Source organism: Microlunatus sp. GCM10028923, assembly GCF_042666975.1.
GTDB lineage: Bacteria > Actinomycetota > Actinomycetes > Propionibacteriales > Propionibacteriaceae > Microlunatus.
The window spans coordinates 54770-73547 of sequence record NZ_JBHTFF010000004.1; the positions used below are offsets into that span (position 1 = coordinate 54770).

The following is an 18778-nucleotide window of genomic DNA, read 5'->3' on the forward strand; positions in this document are numbered from 1 at the left end:
CCAAACTATAGGGGGGAACGATGACCGACGCCATCCGTCGCGCCGATGCGCGGCGCACCGAGACGCCGAACGCCGTCATGATCACGCTGGCCTCGCCGACCCAGGGCAACTCGGGGCTGGCGCTCTGGCAGGTCGAGATGGAGGCCGGGAAGACCGGGCCCGATCACACGTTCGACGTCGAGCAGATCTGGACCTGGCTGTCCGGCTCCGCCACCGTGTCGGTGGACGCGCGGCCGATCGACGTACGCGACGGCGACACCCTGGTGATCCCGGCCGAAGTGCCGCGCCGGGTGCACACCGACGCCGGGTTCACCGCCATCGTCGCCGCCGCGGCCGGTGCCCGCGCCAGCACTCCGGGCGGCGGTGATCCCGTGCTGCCGCCGTGGATCGCCTGACCCTCAGGTCTGGCCGCGGCCGCGCAGGATCCGCCGGGTCTTGCGCTTCCGGCGCCGCGGCCAGAACCCGGAGCCTTCCGAACCGGGCGGCTCGGACATCGAGACCCGGGCCAGGTCGGCGGCGCCGATCAGGCCGGCGTCGTTGCGGAACGAGGCGAGCGCGACGGTCGCGGTCGGGCGGTAGCCGCGGCCGGTCAGGGTCCGCTCGAACGCGTGCCGGGCCGGCTGCAGCAACAGGTCGCCGGCCGCGCTGACGCCGCCGCCGATCACGAACAGGTCGGGATCGAGGGCCGCCGCGAGGTTGGCGATCCCCTGCCCCAGCCACTGGCCGACGTCGGCAAGCAGTTCGATCGAGGTCGGCTCCCCCTCCAGGGCCAGCGCCGTGACCCCGGGACCGGTGATCTGGTCGATGTCGCCGTTCACCGACTCGAGCAGCCGGTACGCCAGCGGCGACTTGGTCCGGGCCAGCTCCCGGGCCTCCCGGACCAGCGCGTTGCCGGAGGCGTACTGCTCCCAGCAGCCGCGGTTGCCGCACTCGCACCGGTGCCCGCCGGGAACGCTGATCATGTGGCCCCACTCGCCGGCCATGCCGTACGTGCCGCGGAACAGCTGGCCGTTGACCACCAGGCCGCCGCCGATGCCGGTGCCCAGGGTGATGCAGATCATCACCGACGAGCCCTGCCCGGACCCGAACCGGTACTCCGCCCAGGCGGCGGCGTTGGCGTCGTTGTCCACGATCAGAGGCACGTCGATCCGCGACTCCAGCCGGTCCTTCAGCGGCTCCGACCGCCAGGCCAGGTGCGGCGAGAACCGGATCGTCGCCTGGTCGCTGTCGACCCAGCCGGCGGCGCCGATGCCGACCGCGTCCACCGTGTGCCGGCTGCGCAGGTCGTTCACCACGTCGACGATGGCGTCCTCGACCGCCTGCGGACTGTGCGTCGGCGTCGGCACCACCAGCCGGTCCGTCACGGCCCCCTTGCTGTCGACCACGCCGGCGGCGACCTTGGTGCCGCCGATGTCGACCCCGATCGTGGCGGTCTGTTGCGGCACGGTCATCCCTCGACGCGCCGCTTCAGCCCCTTCAGGGCGCCGTCGATGATCGTCTTCTCCGCCTTGCGCTTGAACATCCCGATCATCGGCAGGTTGACGTCGACGGTGAGCCGGTAGGTGACCGTGCTGCTGTCGCCCCCGGTGGCCAGTTCGTAGCTGCCGTCCATCGCCTTCAACAGCGAGCCCTCGACCAGCTTCCAGTCGACCCGGTCCTGCTGCCAGGCGTAGCGGAGCACGTAGGTGTCCGAGACCAGCGGATGCTGCAGCGTCATCCGTACGGTCTCGGCACGACCGTCGGCACCCGTCGAGAGCACCTCGGCGCTCCGCATCGAATCGACCCACTCCGGGTAGTGCTCGAAGTCGGCGATCACGTCCATGATCGTCGCCGGTGAAGCGCCGATCCGGATGCTGGCGCTGGTCTGTTCGCTCACCAGGAACACCCTAGTGCTGCGGGTCCGCGCCGGGATGTACCGCCCAGATAGCTTGCCGGTTGCGGGAGCCCGGACGTGCACGTCGGAACCCTCGGCGGTCACGCGGCAGCGCTCCCGCCTCGTCCCGGGCGCATCACGCGCGCCCGGGCACCGGCAAGCTACCTGGGCGGCACACCCCGCACGCCCCGCGGGTGCGCCGACCGGTCAGGCGCCGGCTACTCGGTCTCGTCGGTGAGCTTCGGCCTCGCGCCCCGGTCCCGGCGGGCTCGTTCCCGCCGGATCACCTCACGCAGGGCCAGCTCGACCGCACGCCGTGCCGTGCGGACGCCGAGCACCGATTTGGCCCGTTCGAGCAGATGAACCTCGACGTCGACGATCGTCGAGCCGGTGGACTCCGCCCCGGTTCGTGTCCCCTTCATCGTCAACCACCCGGAGCCGCTGAGCCGTGACGGAAGACTGTTGACCTGTCCATGGTTCTCCCCCCGCTGTCCCTGTTGTCACCTTCCATTGTTCCTGGTCGGTGTTGGCGGAGCTGTTGTCCGAACGAGGGAGGGTGTCACCCGTTGCTTTCCAGGTCGTCCTTGAGCCGGAACAGCGCGGTCCGCCAGCGGCGGCCGACGTTGCGCCGGTGCAGCAGATCGCGCCGGCCGGCCAGCGGCCCGGCCCGCAGCCAGTCCCGCCGGGGTGACCGGGTCCGGAGCCAGAAATGGACCACGGCGCCGCCGCCCGGGCGCGCCTCGATCCACCACTCGCAGCTCCCGGTGAGCGCGCCGGTCACCACCGCCCGGAGCCCCTCGACCCCGCGGTCCTCGTACGGGCTCAGCACCAGGCCCTCGGCCCAGCCGGACTGCCAGCCCGGGTCGGCCAGCACGGCGGCGATCCGGGCCGGGTCGGCACGGAGATAGGTCTCGGCCTCGATCGCGGAGTCCATCGTGGTGGTCATGTGATCAACTCTCGCAGAGTGGCCCGGACCCGGTCCGCACCGAACCCGGCCAGCGCGTGGGCCCGGCCGGCCTCCCCCAGCCGGCCGCGCAGCGCCGGGTCCTTGATCAACTCCAGCAGGCGGGCGGCGAGTTGATCATGGTCGAGCGGATCGACCAGGTAGCCGGACCGGCCATCGAGGACGGTCTCGGGGGCGCCACCGGAGTCCCCGACCAGGATCGGCAACCCGGTCGCGGCAGCCTCCAGGAAGACCAGCCCGAGCCCCTCCGGTTCCAGGCCAGCCAGCCGGGTCCGCACCGGCAGCGCGAACAGGTCGGCGCCGCGCAGCACCTCGGCCACCTGCGGCCGGCTCAGCGGACCGGCCCAGCGCACGGTGCCGGTGAGCTTCAGTTCGGCGGCCAGCGCATGCAGCCGCCGGCGTTGCGGGCCGTCGCCCACGATGATCAATTCGGCGCTGTCGCCGAGCTCGTCCTGCACCCCTTGCCAGGCCCGGAGCAGGACGTCGATCCCCTTCCTGGCCACGAACCTGGCGGCCGCGACGCAGCGGACCACGCCGTCGGGCTCCCGGTCGCCCGGATGGAACACGGCCGGGTCGACCGGCGGCGGCATCATGATCAACTTCCGGCCGAGATCGGGCGGCAGAGCGGCCCGCAGGCCTGCGCCGGTGAACTCGGAGATCACGGTAAGCCGGTCCAGCCCGGCGACCATCCGGCGCAGCAGGGCCCGGCTCGGCGGCAGCCGGCCCCACCAGAGCTCGTGGCCGTGACTGATCCCGATGATCTTGGTCGCACCGGCCGCCCGCAGCGACGGCGCGAGCAGGCTGAGCGGTGCGGCGGCACCGAAGACCACCCGCTCCGCCCCGTACCGGCGCAGCAGCCCGGCGGCGTCGGCGGCGACGCCCGGGGTGGGCAGCAGCACCGGATCCCGCCGGTAGATCGGGAACCCGGCCGCTCTGTCGTACGCCTCGCTGCCCGGCACCCGGCAGGTCAGCACCACGACGTCGTGATCAAGGAACCGGCAGACGTCCTCGACGAACGACTCGATGCCGCCGATCCGCGGGCCGAAGTCGTTGGTGACCACCAGCGTGGTGCCCGGCGTACTCATCGCAGCCCGCCGAGGTTCCGGATCCACTCAGCCCGGAACTCGGTCAGCCCCACCCTGGTGGCCGACCGGAGCGCCCGGTCGACCGGCTCGCCAGTGCCGGCTGCGGTGACGAACCGGTCCAGGGCGTCCTCGCCGTACCGTTCCGCGATCAGGCGGCAGGCGGACCAGGCCAGCAGGTAGGCCCGATCGAGATCGCCCCGGCGGAACGCGTCGTCGGCGGGCAGGGCGTCCGGCACGCCGGCCGACCTGACGGTGTCGCGCAGGCTCCGCTCGGCCACGGCCCGCAGCTCCGGCGAGCCGGCGTAGGCGACCTGGTCGGCGAAGCCCTCGACCAGCCACAACGGCGCCCGCGACCCGGCGTCGTAGCGGGCCAGATGGGTCACCTCGTGGGTCAGCAGCAGGTCCAGCGCCCGCGGATCGAGGGCGGCCCGATCCGGGTTGACCACGATCCGCACGGCGATTCGCTCCCGGCGCGGGTCGGCCAGGCCCTCCGCCCAGGCCACGGCCGCGTAGCCGGAGTGGCTGCCCGGTTCGCCGCCGAGCAGCCGGTCGTAGCCGGCGCCGTCGGCCGGTAGTTCGACCACGACCGCGCCGGTCCAGCCCTTCCGCATCGACGCCGGCAGCGCCTTCGTCACGCGGTCGGCGGCGTGGTCCGCCCGGTCGGACCAGGCCGAGACCAGGGCCTGGTCGGCCCCGTCCGCCGCGACCACCGCGGCGTGCCCCTGCCGGACCACCCGGAGCGTGTCGGACCACCAGCTCGGCCGAGCTGCGGGCGCCGCGGCCGGCTCGGCGGCCACGACCCGGGTCTCGCCGTCCGGTCCGGTCCGGAAGGTGAACCGTGCCGTGTGGCTCGCGGTCCCCGAGTCGCCGGGTACCGCCCAGTGGATCGTGATCTCGCCGGTCCCGGCCTGGTCGAGCGGGCCCGTGGTCAGGACGAACCGGTCGACGTCCAGCGCGGCGAGGTTGGCCCACCACCGCTCGGCGGTGCGGCCGATCGCCTCTTCCCCGGTCGCGAACTGCGCCCGGAAGTCATCCGGCCGCCGTTCCCGTACGGCAGCGTCGATCCGGCCCAGCACCTGCTCGGCGGCACCCTGGCTCGGTGGCGTCGTCGGTGCCGGCGCCGAGCACCCGGCCACGAGAAAAGCCCACGTGACCAGGACTGCGGTCACGTGGGCGATTCGTCGTCCCCGTTCGGGGAGTCGTTGCGAAGGTTTAGCCGTAGCGGCGGGCACCGACGTACGGCATCGAGTCGAGCGGCGAGTAGCCGAGCGGCTTCCGGGAGTTCGGAGCGTGGAAGATCTGGCCGTTGCCGGCGTAGATGCCCACGTGGCTGGGCCGCGACGAGCTGTAGTAGAAGACCAGGTCGCCCGGCCGGAGGTTGTCCTTCGACACCGGGGTGCCCATCTTGAACTGCTTCGACGAGGAGTGCGGCAGGCTGACCCCGACCTTGCCCCACGCCTTGAGGGTCAGACCGGAGCAGTCGTACGAATCCGGGCCGTCCGAGCCGAACACGTACGGCTTGCCCTTCTGGGTCAGCGCCCAGGCGAGCACCGTGGCGCCCTTGCCCGAGCCGGTGACCTTCGGGTCCTCATCGTCCGAGTCGCTGTCGTCGGACTTGCTGTCGTCCGAGTCGCTGTCGGAATCGTCGTCACTCGCCTGCGCGGCGCGCTCCGAGTCCTCGGACTGGCGCCGCTCCTCGGCGGCGAGCGCCTCGCGCTGCTCCGAGGTGAGCCGATCCAGGATCTTCTCGGCGTCCTTGACCTTCTTGTCGGCGTCCTTGCGGATCTTCTTGAGCTCGTCGCGCTGCTTCTCCAGCGACTCGAGCTCGTCCGACGCGGACTGCTCCAGGGTGACCAGGGCGGCCTGCTGCTCCTGGTAGTCCTGCAGCGCGCTGTTCTGGTTCTGGGTGATCTTCTCGACCGTCGACAGCTGGCTCAGGAACCGGTCGGTGTTGGCGTGCAGGAACAGCTGCGCCGTGGTGCCGAGGCTCTTGTTCTGCAGGTTGGCCAGCGCCACCTGACCGACGATCTTCTTGAGCCTGGCGATCTTGGCCCGCTGCGCCTGGAGACTCTGCTGCTTCTCCTTGAGCGCCTTCTCGGCGTCCGAGATCTCCAGCTTGACGTCGTTGTATTCCTGGTCCAGCCCGGCGGCCTCGGCCTCGTGCTGTTCGATCTGGGCCTTCGCATCCTCCACGGTGAGCGGCGGCTCAGCCCGGGCGAACGTGCCCTGGGCGCCGACCAGCACAGTGGCACCGAGTGCGACCGCAGCGAAGCCGCAGCCGGCCCGCCGGATCACGATGCGAAAGAGCGATGATGTCCGAGCCCCAGCGGAGCGTGCGGTCACGCGTAATTCCCTTCTCACTCGACGCTTACCAGGTGAGCTGACGGATTCGGGCTGGGAAGGAAGCCCTACGACCGCGCGTTCAGCCTCTCAGAGCCGACCGCGCCCGCCGATTCACCCCACTAGATTGGTTCCCCGGCTTCCTCGTCCGCGCCGCTTCGTGGGCGGCACTCACGGTTGAGGAACTCAGCGTGCGCGATGTCCATCGCGCAGGGAACACACTAGGTCACGGAATGATCACGCGCAAACACCCGACACGCCGGATCTCGCCGTGTCGTTTCGAAGGATGGAACACCCGCCCACGACCAGCGCCGATGGCGGTTCAGGCGTAGTCCTGCCAGGTCAGCGGGGACTGGACCGGCTCGACCTTCGTCGCGCCGGGGATCAGCCGGAGCGGCGGGACCATCCCGGACTCCGCCAGGGCCGCCAGCGCGGCCCGCTCGTCCGCGTCGAGGTCGACGCCCTCCGCCGGCGCGCCGAGCAGGACGCTGATCACGCAGTCGTCGCAGGCCGGACCGCGTGCCGCGCAGGTGCCACAGTCCACGTGCAGACTTTCACTCATCGGTCCTCCTCGGGCCCGTTGTGCTTCCGTACGACAGACTCTGCCGGGCACCACTGACAGTCCTTTCGAAGTCAAGGGGGACGACCCCCTTGAGATCCCCCGCCCCGCTCCGCGCAAGGACATGCCCCCGTACCCTCGTGCCGTGACTTCCGGCCCCGACTGGGCGACGCTGCGCGCGGCCTGCTGCTACGAGGACGAGGCGGTGCTGGCCCTGAACAAACCGGCCGGCATCTCCGTGATGGGCGAGCGCCACGACACCGACCTGGTCCGGCTGGCCGAGGCGGCCGGCGAGACGCTGTATCCGGTGCACCGGATCGACAAGGTCACCTCCGGGCTGATCCTGCTGGCCAAGGAACTCCGGTTCCACGGCGGGCTGACCCGCCAGTTCGCGCAACGGACCGCAGCCAAGCAGTACGTCGCCGTCGTCCGCCCCGGCGGGCTGCCCGAGCGGGGCACCATCGACCTGCCGCTGAGTACGGGACGCAAGGGCCGGATCCGGATCGCCGCGGACCGGGCGGCGATCGAGCAGCACGGCGACCCGCCGACCTGGTCGGTGCCCGAGACGGCGGTCTTCGACCAGGTCCGCAACTATCCCTCGCTGACCACCTTCCGGCGGCTCCTCCAGGCGCCGGACGCCGACCTGCTGGAGCTCAGCCCGGTCACCGGACGGCGGCACCAGCTGCGGGTGCACTTGGCCTGGATCGGGTACGCCATCGTCGGCGATCCCCTGTTCGCCGCCCGCGACGAACCCGCCGGCCGGACGGCCCTGCACTCCTGGCGGCTGGCCGTCGACGCCGACTGGGCCGGCGGCCGGCGACTGCAGCTGGAGGCCGAGCCCGGACCGGACTTCTTCGCGGTCGTTCCCGGTCTCGACACGCCGGGACCTGCGGCACTGTCCGCGGCCCGCGATTGACGGCACACTTGGCCCCGTGGGAACCGTGACCATCTCGGCCTCGTACGGCGCCGGCGGCAGCGTGCTCGCTCCGCGTGTCGCCTCCCGACTCGGCCTGCCCTTTCTGGACCGCGCGATCTCGGTCGCCATCGCCGCCGAGCTCGGCATCTCGCCGGACGCGCCCGAGGCGAAGGGTGAGAGTCCGGGCGGCTGGTGGGCCCGGCTGGCCAACGTCTCGGCGATGTCCTTCTACGCCGACCCGAGCCTGGCCGCGGTGCACCCGCCGGAACAGCTGGTCCGGGAGCGCTCCGAGAAGCGGCTCCGGGAGATCGCGGAGGGCGCCGGCGGCGTCATCCTCGGCCGTGCCGCGGCGCTCGTCCTGGCCGATGTGCCGAACGCGCTGCACGTCCGGCTGGACGGCCCGGTCGAGGCCAGGATCACCGCCGCGATGGAACAGCACAGCATCTCGGCCGAGGAGGCCAAGCAGAACCGCAAGATCAACGACGAGGCCAGGACCCGCTACGTCCGGCAGGCCTACCGGGCCGACCCGAACGCGGCCGAGCACTACCACCTGGTGATCAACACCGGCGCCCTCGGCTGGGACGCCGCAGAAGAGTTGATCATGGTCGCCGCCGCGGCCCGCGGCATCGTCCCGCCCGCCTGATCCTACGAAATCGCCTTGTTCACAAGGCTTCCGCGGCGTCGAACGAGGTCACGGACTCCCGCAGCAGGCGGGCGATCGTGTTCACCGGCCTGCCGACGGACCGTCGCTCGTTGAACCGCCGCAGCACGATCCGGCGGGTGCCGAGCCCGGGGATGTCCAGGATGGTGACGCCGTCGTGGACGATGCCGGACAACGCCAGCGTGGGCACGACCGCGACCCCCTCCCCCGCGGCCACCAGGGCAAGGGCCGTCAACGTCTCCTGATAGCGGTGCACGGTCTCCGCGGACGGACTCGCCGACCGACGGAGGCGGCCGATCACGGCGGCATTGGCGGCCGAGGCGTCCACGTCGAGCCAGGGCAGCGGCAGCCGGGTCAGGTCGAGGTTCTCGCTGTCGATCAGGGCACCGGCCGGTACGGCCAGCTTCCACGGCTCGTCCAGCAACGGCTCCTCGGACATCCCGGGCGACAGCGGTCGCTGCTCGGCGGTGGTCGAGTCGAGCTCCAGCACCGCCGCGTCGAGCTCGCGCCGGCGGAGCAGCCGGATCAGGGTCGGGATGTCGGCCTCGACGATCCGGATCTGCAGGTGCGGGTACTGCGCGCGCCAGTCCGGCAGCCGCGGGATCACCATGGTCCGGACGAAGCTGCTGAACCCGCCCAGCCGGACCAGCCCGGTCAGATCGGCCTCGCCCTCGATCCGGCCGCGGGCCACGGACAGGGCCCGTTCGATCTCCTCGGCCGCCTCGGCCATTGCCAGTCCGGCCGGCGTGAGGACCGAGCCGCGCGGCGTCCGGACCACCAGCACGTGCCCGGCCTCGTCCTCCAGTTTGTTGAGCTGCTGGGAGACGGCCGACGGCGTGATGCCCAGTTCGTCGGCGGCGGCGAGCACCCCGCCGGTGCGGCCGATCGCCAGCAGCACGCGCAGCCGGCGCGGGTCGATATCCATGTTCAGCATTTCTAAACCATGAGTGCAGACGACTGCAATTGATCTTAATCTCCGGCGTCTTCATAGTTGCACCCGAATACGTCGGGTCCGCGCGGATAGGACAGGAATGCTGGCCGCAGTTTTGGGGTGGTTGGGAACCATCGGAACCTTTGTCGCCTACGTCATGCTGACGCGCGGGCGGCTGACCCCGAAGTCCCTCCGCTACGCGTCGCTCAACACCGTCGGCGGCCTGCTCGGCGGTACGGCGGCGACGCTCTACGGCGCCTGGCCGAGCGCGGCGGCGAGCTTCCTCTGGGCCGCCCTGGCCGGCTACTCCATGATCACCGGCTACCGCCGGCGCCGCCGGGCGGTCGGCTCGGCCGGACTCGGCGACGAGCCCGTACCGGTCGGGCCGCTCCCGGTCGGCGAGACCGCCGGCGGCCGGATCGAGGACGGCGACCTGGGGCTGCCGGGCGTTCCGCTCGGTGCGACCCTGATCGACGAGCGGCCCGGCGCCGAGCTGACGGCCCGGTAGCGGGGCGCCGCCGGCCGGCAGCGCGGGCGCGCCGATACTGGGCGGATGGACGAGGAGTTGCTGACGGGCGGGCACGACTCCGGGCCGGTGACCCGGGTCGGCGAGACGGTACGCCGGCCGCTCCGGCCGTGGTCCCGGACGGTGCACGCGCTGCTCCGCCACCTCGAGACCGCCGGGTTCGCCGGCGCGCCGCGGGTGGTCGGCGTGGAGCCGGCCGGCGGGCGGGAGATCCTCACCTTCGTGCCCGGCACCGACGGCCGGTCCGCCCGCTGTTACGACGACGAGGCCCTGATCGAGGTCGCCCGGCTGGTCCGGAGCCTGCACGACACGGCGGCCACCTTCGTCCCGCCGCCGGACGCCCACTGGCGGCCGGATCCGTACGCTCCGCCGGGGCCATTGGTTTGCCACAACGACCTCGGCCCGGCGAACACGATCTATCGGGACGGTCGCCCGGAGGCCTTCATCGATTGGGACTTCGCGGCCCCGACCACGGCACTGTGGGATCTTGGCTACGCGGTCCGCAGCTTCGTCCCGCTCTATGCGCCCGAGGACTGCGTCGCGATGGGCTACCCGCCGGACCGCGCGGCCGAACGACTCCGGCTGTTCGCCGACGCGTACGGCATGGACCGGGCCACCCGGCAGGAGTTGCTGCCGGCAGTCCGGGCCCGGCTGGAGGCGCAGTCCTCGGCCTTCACCGACCGATGCCTGCGGACGCTGCGGGATCGCTGGGACGACTGGCTCCGCGCCCTCGGCGGGTGACGCCCGAGTTTGCCGCAACGCTCGCCCGCCTATTACGATCCGGCACGTGCCGTATCGTAAACAACCAGCGGCCCGCGGCGGCCGGCCCCGGGACGACGAACTGGAGCAACGGATCCTGGCCGCCGTCGGCACTCTGCTGTCCGAGGCCGGCTACGAGGGCGTGACGTTCGAGGAGGTCGCCCGGCGGTCCGGTGCCGCCAAGGCGAGCCTGTACCGCCGCTGGAAGACCAAGCGGGAGATGGTCATCGCCGCGCTCAAGGCGGGCCCGGCCCGGCGCGACGGCGCGGACGCGATCGACACCGGCAGCCTGCGCGGCGACCTGCTCGCCCTCTGCCGCCGGCTGGACCAGACGATGCGGTCGGCCGACAGCCGGACCGCGATGCTGCTGCTCCAGGCCGGGCTGGAGGACCCCGAGCTGTGCGAGGCGATCGAGGTCTCGACCGGGCCGACCGGTGCCCGGCTGCCGGGCCCGGTGATCGACGCCGCGATCGCCCGCGGGGAGCTGCCGGCCGGCGCGGATCCCTTCCCGTACGAGGAAATCGTCGGGTCGGCCCTGCTGCTCCGCCGGGTCAACGGGCTGCTCGCCGACGACGCCTATCTCGACGCCCTGATCGACACCGTGCTGCTGCCCGCGCTGACCGCGACGGCGGGCCGGCCCGGTCCACTGCCGGCCGGCATCTTCTCGGGCCGGCCCGCCATCCAGACGAAGGAGACCCCGTGACCGACCTCGCCCTCGAAGGCTTCGCGTACCAGACCCTGCCCGGCGCCGACGGCGTGGACCTCAACGTCGCCGTCGGCGGCACCGGCCCCGCTGTCGTCCTGCTGCACGGCTTCCCGCAGACGCATTACATGTGGCACCGGGTGGCCGGCCGGCTCGCCGACCGCTACACGGTGATCGCACCCGACCTGCGCGGCTACGGGCGCAGCGGCAAGCCGGCCGGGACCGATCCGGAGACGTACGCGAAACGGACCATGGCCCGCGACGTCGTCGCCATCGCCGGCGCCCTCGGCTTCGAGCGGTTCGGCGTCGTCGGTCACGACCGCGGCGCGCTGGTCGGTGTCCGGGCCGGCCTGGACCACCCGGACCGGGTCGACTACCTCGGCATCCTCGACGTGCTGCCGACCCTGGACACCTGGGCGGTGCTGCAGGGGGTCAACGCCAAGGTGGCCTGGCACCTCTATCTGATGGCCCAGCCGGCCGGCCTGCCCGAGAAGATGATCACCGCCGTCGCCCCGGAGTTCTTCGCCTCGTTCCTGGATGCCTGGGACACCGACGGCTCCACCTTCACCCCGGAGGTACGGCAGCACTACCTGGACAGCTCGGTTGCCGCCGTCGACTCGATCGTGGCCGACTACCGGGCGACCGCGGGCATCGACCTGGCGATGGACGAGGCCGACCGCGCGGCCGGCGCGATGTTGATCATGCCGGTCGGCGTGATCTCCCAGGACTGGGGTTCCCGGCTCGGCTTCGACGCCGCCGCGCTGTGGGGCGCCTGGGCGACCGACCTGACCTACCAGCCCCTCCAGGCCGGCCACTTCATGGCCGAGGAGAAGCCGGACGAGGTCGCCGCCTTCATCGGCGACCTCGCGGCGCGGGCGCTCAGCCTCCGCTGAGCACCCGCCCGGTCAGCCGTTGGCGGCCTGGAACGCCTCGCCGTACTCGGCGGCGATCTTGTCGCCGCCCTCGGAGCGCCACTTCGCGAAGGCCTCGTCGTAGTCGCTCAGCGGGTTGCGGCCGAACATGATGCCGGTCACCGCGTCGCCGATCACCTTGTCCAGCGTGTTCTTCTTGCGGCTCGCGGTGTCGGAGTAGAGGCCGATGCTCGGATCCTTGACCAGGTCCGCGGTGGCCCGCTGGTGCCAGGCGTGCTGCCGGTCGACGCCGTCCCGCGGCCCGGGGCCGATGATGGTCGGGGCGTCGACGATGTACTGCAGGTCCAGGAAGTTCGTCGTGCCCTGCTGGGTCATCGTCGGCAGGCCGTCCGCCCAGGTGAAGTCCTTGCCCTCGACGCCGTACTTGCGGTGCAGGTGTTCGGCCGAACCGATCGGCGCCGCCAGGTAGTTGAGCACGTTCAGCACTCCGCGGGTCCGTTCCTCGCCGAGGCCCTTCTTGATCACCGTGATCGCCTGGAAGCCGGTGCCGGCGAAGTGCGGGGCATCGCCGCCGCCGTCGAACTTCGGCAGCATCATCAGGCCGAGCTTCCCGGTGCCCTCGACGACTCCGCCGAGCTGGCGGGTGAAGAGTTCCCAGCCGGCGTAGCCGTCGCTGAGCAGGACGGTCCGGCCGGCGAAGAAGAAGTCGCGGAACTGGGTGTAGCTGGCCGAGGCGGCGTCGGGATGGAATACCCCGGCCTTGATCAGTTCGGCGGCCCGGGCCACCGACTCCTTGGTCCGTTCGTCGGCGTACGCGTTCGTGAACTCGCCGCCGGACTCGGTCCAGCCGTTCGGCGCGCCGAGCATCTCGGCGATCTGGCCGCGCGCGTTCGGGGCGTTGGCCATCGCCCAGCGGCTCTTCTTCGGATCGGTCACCGCCTGGCACAGCTCGGCGAACTCGGCACAGCTGGCCGGCTCCGGGTTCACCTGCAACTCGTCGAACAGGTCCCTGCGGAAGTACATCGCGCCGCCGGCCACCGAGCGCGGCTGCGGCACCGCATAGATCGTTCCGTTGGAGACCGCGGGCTTCCAGGAGGCCTCCGGGATGTTCGCCAGATAAGGGAAATCCTTGACCTTGTCGCCGGCCAGGTAGGGCCCGAGATCCTCGAACAGCCGCTCCATGACACGCGGCTGGTCGGGCGTCGGCAGCGGGAACATCATGACGTCCGGCAACGAGCCGCCGGCCACCGTGGTCTGGAACTTCGCCCCGTAGTCGGCATTCGGGATCGGCTGCAGCTCGAGCTGGGCCCCGAGCTCGGTCTGCACCTGGGCGTAGAACGTGTTCCGGTCCGGCCCCGGCGGTGCCGCGATGAACGTCGGGTACATGATCGTGATCTTGTCCAGCCCGGCACCCGGCGGGGTGTCGAAGACCTGCTTCGGATCCTGCGGGTACGCGTAGTAGCCGGGCATCAGGACTTGATCACCGGGCAGGTCGGGCTTGATCAACTCCGCCGGGATGTAGGAGGGCAGCTGGGCATTGACGTTCGCCTCCCCCTTGTTCGTCTCGACCGTCTTGTCCGGGGTGCAGGCGGCTGCCGTACCGACGGCCAACGCGCCGCCGGCCAGCGTCGCGGTCTTGATCAAGGAACGGCGGGTCAGCAGCCGCTGTGCCCGGCTGATCTGCGTGGGGTTCTCCATGGTTCACTCCGATGTGGTTATGGATGACCCGGCGACGGCTAACGCCGTGTGGCACGGACCTGGTCGGTCCAGGCCAGCCGGGTGTCGAGGGTGGTGGCCAGCAGGCGTTGGAAGTCCGCCAGCCGGGACGGGTCGTTACGGATCGCGCGCGGTGTTTGGCCGGTGTCCAGGGCGTGCGCGGCCAGGGCGCCGGCAGCTTCGCCGATCACCCACTCCACCGGGTGCAGCCGGTAGCAGCCGTTGGTGATGTGCGTGGAGCCGATGTTCTTGTTGCCCGGGAGCAGGTTGTCCACCCGTTGCGGGATCAGCGCACCGAGCGGGATCTGGAACGGGTAGTTCGAGACGTCGATGTAGTTCCGCGGCCCGGCACCGGAGCCGGTACTGGGATGCAGATCGATCCGGTACGACCCCACGCCGACCGTGTCCGGGAAGATCTCCGAACCGTCCGGCAGGCCGGCCGCCTCCCGCGCCTCGACGCCCAGATGTTGTTCCAGCACAGTGAATTCGGCCTTGATCCGCCGCGACTCCCGGATGTACGGACGCAGCGCGAGGTGATCATCGGAGCCGAGCAGATCGCCCCGGGGCCGCAGCCCGCGATAGCCGGTGCCGCCGTCCAGCCGGGGCGCCTCGGTCTGCATCCAGTAGAGGAAGGCCAGGCTCTGCGCCCGGGACCCGGCCAGATGTCGATCAACGGTTTCTTGATCAACACCGAGGATCGGGCCGTCCATGTAGTCGATCTGCGGCCAGTTCACCAGCGTCACGTCGCCGCGGTAGCGGCCCTCCTCGTGATTCCGGCTGGCGAAGATCCGGCGGTAGTGCCAGAAGTCCCGGGTCACCGCGCCCCGCCAGGAGTCCGGGTCCTCGAAGATCGCCCGCTTGCGGGGGGCCAGCGTGTGCGGCTCGACGTCCTCCCAGCCGAGCAGCGGGCCGGGCCAGAACTCGGGCCGGTAGGAGCGCCAGTAGTCGTAGTCGGCCGGCTTGTCGATCGTGTGATCACCGTCGGGGTCGTAGTCCACCGCGAAGCACCAGGTGAACGACTGCTGGTTCAGCGGCTGCGCCGGGCCGTCCACGGCGTGCAGCTCGCCGGTATCGTCCCGGCTCTCGGCGCCGTACACGTGCTCGACTCCGGCCAGGTCCAGCAGATCGCCGGTCTCGGTCGCGTCGATCACGTACGGCGCGGTCAGGGTCGACTCCGAACCGGTCCGGCTGGACCGGACCCGGACCGAGGTGACCTGGTCCCCGTCGGCCTCGGCGGCGACCGGTTCATGATCGAGAAGGACCAGCAGCTGGCCGTCCGAACGGTAGGGCGCCAGCAGTTCGTCGATCACCGCCACCGCAACCCGCGGCTCGTGGCAGATCGGGCTCACCCCGCCGCCGCCCGGGTTCAGCAGGTCGTTGGTGCGGGCGTCCTCGTTCAGCGGGTAGGTCCGCCGGTAGTAGGACCGGACGCCGTTCCGGAACCGCCGGTACAGCCGCGACGGCGACTCCTTCTCGATCCAGGGATACTCGTCCGGCGGCACCGCCTGCGAGGTCACCTGCCCGCCCAGCCAGGGCGATTCCTCGGTCAGGATCACCTTCCGGCCCAGGGTCAACGCCGCCAGCGCGGCGCCGACGCCGCCCAGTCCGCCGCCGATCACCAGTACCTCGGTCGATCGCTCCGTCATCGGTGACCACACCTCCGTGGGGTAGTGATAAAGCGCATTACGCAATACGCTAAGAGCGGGTCGGCGCCGGCGTCAAGATGCTGTCCGGGGCCGATTCGGCGAGAATCGCCGGACGAGGTCGTACGGGAGCCTCGGATCGGGCTGGGCGAGGAGGACGACACGTGGCACGCAGGGCTCGGACCGGGCCGCGACGGGTTTCGCAGGCCGACGTGGCCCGCCACGCCGGTGTCTCCCCCGGCATCGTGTCGTCGGTGATCAACGGCCGCGACTACGGCTCGATCCGGGTCAGCGACGCGACCCGGGCGCGGGTCCTGGAGTCGGTCCGGGAACTCGGCTATGTGCCCGACATCGCCGCCCGCAACCTGGCCGGCGGCAGCAGCCGGCTGATCGGCGTGTTCACCTACGAGGCCCTGTTCCCACTGGGATCCCAGAGCTTCTACCACGACTTCCTGGTCGGCATCGAGGAGGCGGCCGACCAGGCCGAGTACCACCTGCTGCTGGTCACCGGCGCCAAGAACGAGGACCACCGCCGGTCCATCTACGCCGGCGGCGTCAACCATCTGCGGCTGGCCGACGGCGGGCTGCTGCTCGGCACCAACGAGATGACCGACGAGATCGTCCGGCTGGCCGGCGAGAACTACCCGTTCGTCTTCGTCGGCGAGCGCGACTTCCCGGGCGTCGAACTGTCCTACGTCGCCGGCGACTACGTCGGCGGCACCGCGGCCCTGGTCGGCCGGGCGGTCGAGCTGGGCCACCGGCGGATCGCGATGGCGCAACTGCAGGCGGACGAGCCGATCCCGGGCCGGCAGACGGGCTTCCGGACCGGCCGCGAGCAGTACGGGCTCGACGCCGAGGAGTCGCCCCTCCTGCCGGTGTCGCTGGGCCCGACACCGGGCAAGCTCGGCCTGGACGACTTCCTGTCCGAGATCATCCGCCGCGGCATCACCGCCGTCATCCTGGAGAACAACAGCTTCGTCGAGCCCTTCCGGGCGGCGGCCCTGGACCGCGGCCTCGACATCCCTCGCGACCTGTCCCTGATCGCTCTCGGCGGCACCCAGTTCCGGCCGGAGAACGCCGGCCTGACCGAGCTGCAGATCCCCCGTTACGAGATGGGCGCCGAGGCCGTACGGCTGCTGTTGCGGTTGATGGTCGACCCGACCGGCGGCCCGCTGCGGACCCGGCTCAGCTGCGGCATCCTCGAGGGCGCGACCCTCGCTCGCCCGGGTTCGGGTTAACCGGAGGTGCGGTCGTCGGCCCGCCGGATGGGCCGCCGGGGCCTGCGGTAACTACGCTGCCCAGCGTGGACCGTGTCGCCATCCCCGCCAACCCTGTCCGGGCCTGGGCCTCGCCCGGCCTGTGGCTGGCCGGTGCGACGCTCTGGTTGGACGGCCTGACCGGGCTGCTCGGCCTCGCGATCCTGCTGCTCTCCGCGATCGGCCTGCTGACCCTGCCGATCGTGATCGGCTTTCCGCTGTTCGCCCTGCTCGGCCGACTGCTCTGGCGCCTCGGCGACAGCCAGCGGCGAATCCTGGCCACCGGCACCGGCGCCGTGATCGCCCGGCCGGACCCGCCGGCGGCCACCTCGGCGTTCCGCGGATCCTGGGGTTACCTGCGGAACCGGCACACCTGGCGCCAGCTCGGCTACTGGCTGGTCCGGCTGCCGCTCTCCTTCGTCACGCTGATGGGGGTCGTGCTGGCGCTCGCGCTGCCGATCACGCTCGGCCTGCTGCCGACCTACTGGTCGTCCTTCCCGACCCGGTCCGCCTCGGTCGGGCCGATCACCGTCGACTCGTTCTGGGTCGCCGGGCTGGTCAGCGCCTGCGCCGTCGCCGCCGGCCTGGTGCTCAGCCCGTTGTTGATCAAGCTGCTGGTCGAGGTCGATCTCGCGGTGGCCCGACGGCTGCTCGGCGGGACCTCGCTGACCCGCCGGGTCGAGGAGCTGACGGTCAGCCGGGCCCGGGTGGTCGACGCCGCCGAGGTGGAGCGGCAGCGGATCGAGCGGGATCTGCACGACGGCGCCCAGCAGCGGCTGATCGCGGTGGCGGTGGCGATCGGCCGCGCGAAGGTACGGCTGCGCGCCGCCGGGACGGACGCCGACCCCGAGGTGCTGCGGCTGCTCAACCAGGCACACGCCGACGCCAAGACCGCGATCACCGAACTGCGTGACCTGACCCGCGGGCTGCACCCGCCGGTGCTCACCGACCGCGGCCTGGACGCCGCGCTGTCGGCGCTGGCCGGGCGGTTGCCGATCCCGGCCGAGATCACCGTGACGCCCGACCTGACCGGTGACCGGCGGCCGCCGGCGGCGATCGAGTCGGCCGCCTACTTCGTCGTCAGCGAGGCACTGACCAATGCCGCCAAGCACTCCGGCGCGACCAAGATCACGGTACGGATCAGTCGCCTCGGCGCGAACCGGATGGTGGTCGAGGTGACCGACAACGGCCGCGGCGGCGCCCGGTTCTCGGCCGGCGGCGGCCTGGCCGGGCTGGCCGGGCGGGTGCAGGGAATCGACGGGACCTTCACGGTCGACAGCCCGCCGGGCGGACCGACCATGATCAGAGCGGAGTTGCCATGCGAGTCGTGATCGCCGAGGACTCGGTGCTGCTGCGCGAGGGCGTACGGCATCTGTTGATCGACGCCGGCGCCGAGGTGATCGCCGCCGTCGACGACGCCGAGCAGCTGCTCCGGGCCGTGGACCATGATCAACCGGACGTCTGCGTAGTCGACGTCCGGATGCCGCCGACGTTCCTCGACGAGGGGCTCCGGGCGGCGCTGGTGATCCGGCAGCGGTGGCCGGAGATCGGCGTCCTGGTGCTGTCGCAGTATGTCGAGGAGCGGTACGCGACCGAGCTGATCGGCGACCGGACCGAGGGGGTCGGCTACCTGCTCAAGGACCGGGTGGCCGAGGTCGAGGAGTTCATCGAATCGGTGCAGCGGGTGGCCGCCGGCGGGACCGCGATCGACCCCGAGGTGATCAAGCAGCTGCTCGCCCGGAGCCGGCGGGCCGACCCGATCGCCACCCTGTCGCCGCGGGAGCGGGAGGTGATCGCCGCGATGGCCGAGGGCCGTTCCAACGCGGGCATCGCCGAGCTGCTGGTGATCGGACCGGCCGCGGTGGAGAAGCACATCTCGAGCATCTTCAGCAAGCTCGGCCTGAACCCCGCCGGTGGCGAGCATCGCCGGGTCCTCGCCGTGCTGCGCTACCTCGGCGTCTCCGGATGATCACC

21 protein-coding genes and 1 riboswitch are annotated in these 18778 nt (G+C 71.6%); of the genes, 10 read left to right on the plus strand and 11 right to left on the minus strand.

Features of this window, described 5'->3' with window-relative positions:
- Window positions 1-20 precede the first annotated feature (20 nt).
- A complete protein-coding gene (locus ACFQU4_RS10455) occupies window positions 21-395 on the plus strand; it encodes a cupin domain-containing protein (protein WP_377490722.1) in 375 nt (124 codons plus the stop codon).
- Between the two features lie 3 nt (window positions 396-398).
- Here ACFQU4_RS10455 and ACFQU4_RS10460 read toward each other — a convergent pair whose 3' ends face one another.
- The 8 genes from ACFQU4_RS10460 to ACFQU4_RS10495 all read right to left on the minus strand — a co-directional run bounded on the left by ACFQU4_RS10460 (window position 399) and on the right by ACFQU4_RS10495 (window position 6824).
- Complete coding sequence (locus ACFQU4_RS10460; RefSeq protein WP_377490725.1) at window positions 399-1445, minus strand: ROK family glucokinase; 1047 nt, start codon at window positions 1443-1445, stop codon at window positions 399-401.
- A 2-nt stretch (window positions 1446-1447) separates the two neighbouring features.
- Window positions 1448-1876, minus strand: coding sequence for an SRPBCC family protein (locus ACFQU4_RS10465; protein WP_377490728.1), 429 nt, complete (start codon window positions 1874-1876; stop codon window positions 1448-1450).
- Window positions 1877-2091: 215 nt separating this feature from the next.
- A complete protein-coding gene (locus ACFQU4_RS10470; RefSeq protein ID WP_377490731.1) occupies window positions 2092-2295 on the minus strand; it encodes a type II toxin-antitoxin system VapB family antitoxin in 204 nt (67 codons plus the stop codon).
- A 137-nt stretch (window positions 2296-2432) separates the two neighbouring features.
- Entirely contained in the window at window positions 2433-2819 is a 387-nt protein-coding gene (locus ACFQU4_RS10475; RefSeq protein ID WP_377490734.1) for a hypothetical protein, read from the minus strand.
- Window positions 2816-3922 (minus strand): glycosyltransferase family 4 protein, encoded by a 1107-nt coding sequence (locus tag ACFQU4_RS10480; protein ID WP_377490737.1) that lies wholly within the window; start codon window positions 3920-3922, stop codon window positions 2816-2818. The genes ACFQU4_RS10475 and ACFQU4_RS10480 overlap by 4 nt, the downstream gene beginning before the upstream one ends.
- On the minus strand, window positions 3919-5091 hold the full coding sequence (locus ACFQU4_RS10485) for a hypothetical protein (RefSeq protein ID WP_377490740.1): 1173 nt from the start codon (window positions 5089-5091) through the stop codon (window positions 3919-3921). The genes ACFQU4_RS10480 and ACFQU4_RS10485 overlap by 4 nt, the downstream gene beginning before the upstream one ends.
- Before the next feature lie 43 nt (window positions 5092-5134).
- Complete coding sequence (locus ACFQU4_RS10490) at window positions 5135-6217, minus strand: NlpC/P60 family protein (protein ID WP_377490743.1); 1083 nt, start codon at window positions 6215-6217, stop codon at window positions 5135-5137.
- A gap of 54 nt (window positions 6218-6271) precedes the next feature.
- Window positions 6272-6464: riboswitch (cyclic di-AMP (ydaO/yuaA leader) on the minus strand.
- A 120-nt stretch (window positions 6465-6584) separates the two neighbouring features.
- Window positions 6585-6824 (minus strand): hypothetical protein, encoded by a 240-nt coding sequence (locus ACFQU4_RS10495; protein WP_377490746.1) that lies wholly within the window; start codon window positions 6822-6824, stop codon window positions 6585-6587.
- A gap of 142 nt (window positions 6825-6966) precedes the next feature.
- On the opposite strand from ACFQU4_RS10495, the gene ACFQU4_RS10500 reads away from it, so the two are divergent.
- A complete protein-coding gene (locus tag ACFQU4_RS10500; RefSeq protein WP_377490749.1) occupies window positions 6967-7737 on the plus strand; it encodes an RluA family pseudouridine synthase in 771 nt (256 codons plus the stop codon).
- A gap of 16 nt (window positions 7738-7753) precedes the next feature.
- Window positions 7754-8380 carry an AAA family ATPase gene (locus tag ACFQU4_RS10505; RefSeq protein ID WP_377490752.1) on the plus strand — a complete coding sequence of 209 codons (627 nt, stop codon included), beginning with the start codon at window positions 7754-7756 and terminating at the stop codon, window positions 8378-8380.
- A 19-nt stretch (window positions 8381-8399) separates the two neighbouring features.
- Here ACFQU4_RS10505 and ACFQU4_RS10510 read toward each other — a convergent pair whose 3' ends face one another.
- Window positions 8400-9332: a LysR family transcriptional regulator gene (locus ACFQU4_RS10510; RefSeq protein ID WP_377490755.1), complete on the minus strand. Its 933-nt coding sequence runs from the start codon at window positions 9330-9332 to the stop codon at window positions 8400-8402.
- 121 nt (window positions 9333-9453) lie between these two features.
- On the opposite strand from ACFQU4_RS10510, the gene ACFQU4_RS10515 reads away from it, so the two are divergent.
- From ACFQU4_RS10515 to ACFQU4_RS10530, 4 genes are read left to right on the plus strand one after another with little or no spacing between them, the layout of a single operon-like run.
- On the plus strand, window positions 9454-9837 hold the full coding sequence (locus ACFQU4_RS10515; RefSeq protein WP_377490757.1) for a hypothetical protein: 384 nt from the start codon (window positions 9454-9456) through the stop codon (window positions 9835-9837).
- Between the two features lie 45 nt (window positions 9838-9882).
- Window positions 9883-10596, plus strand: coding sequence for a phosphotransferase (locus tag ACFQU4_RS10520; RefSeq protein ID WP_377490760.1), 714 nt, complete (start codon window positions 9883-9885; stop codon window positions 10594-10596).
- A 46-nt stretch (window positions 10597-10642) separates the two neighbouring features.
- Complete coding sequence (locus ACFQU4_RS10525) at window positions 10643-11317, plus strand: TetR/AcrR family transcriptional regulator (protein WP_377490763.1); 675 nt, start codon at window positions 10643-10645, stop codon at window positions 11315-11317.
- Window positions 11314-12210, plus strand: coding sequence for an alpha/beta fold hydrolase (locus ACFQU4_RS10530; protein ID WP_377490766.1), 897 nt, complete (start codon window positions 11314-11316; stop codon window positions 12208-12210). The genes ACFQU4_RS10525 and ACFQU4_RS10530 overlap by 4 nt, the downstream gene beginning before the upstream one ends.
- 12 nt (window positions 12211-12222) lie before the next feature.
- Here ACFQU4_RS10530 and ACFQU4_RS10535 read toward each other — a convergent pair whose 3' ends face one another.
- A complete protein-coding gene (locus ACFQU4_RS10535) occupies window positions 12223-13887 on the minus strand; it encodes an extracellular solute-binding protein (protein WP_377490769.1) in 1665 nt (554 codons plus the stop codon).
- Between the two features lie 38 nt (window positions 13888-13925).
- Window positions 13926-15551: an FAD-dependent oxidoreductase gene (locus tag ACFQU4_RS10540; protein WP_377490772.1), complete on the minus strand. Its 1626-nt coding sequence runs from the start codon at window positions 15549-15551 to the stop codon at window positions 13926-13928.
- 161 nt (window positions 15552-15712) lie between these two features.
- Between ACFQU4_RS10540 and ACFQU4_RS10545 the strand changes: the two genes are divergently transcribed.
- From ACFQU4_RS10545 to ACFQU4_RS10555, 3 genes are all read left to right on the plus strand, one after another.
- Complete coding sequence (locus ACFQU4_RS10545) at window positions 15713-16786, plus strand: LacI family DNA-binding transcriptional regulator (RefSeq protein ID WP_377490775.1); 1074 nt, start codon at window positions 15713-15715, stop codon at window positions 16784-16786.
- 65 nt (window positions 16787-16851) lie between these two features.
- On the plus strand, window positions 16852-18135 hold the full coding sequence (locus ACFQU4_RS10550; RefSeq protein WP_377490778.1) for a sensor histidine kinase: 1284 nt from the start codon (window positions 16852-16854) through the stop codon (window positions 18133-18135).
- Window positions 18123-18773 carry a response regulator gene (locus ACFQU4_RS10555; RefSeq protein WP_377490781.1) on the plus strand — a complete coding sequence of 217 codons (651 nt, stop codon included), beginning with the start codon at window positions 18123-18125 and terminating at the stop codon, window positions 18771-18773. Before ACFQU4_RS10550 ends, ACFQU4_RS10555 begins: the two co-directional genes overlap by 13 nt.
- Window positions 18774-18778 lie beyond the last annotated feature (5 nt).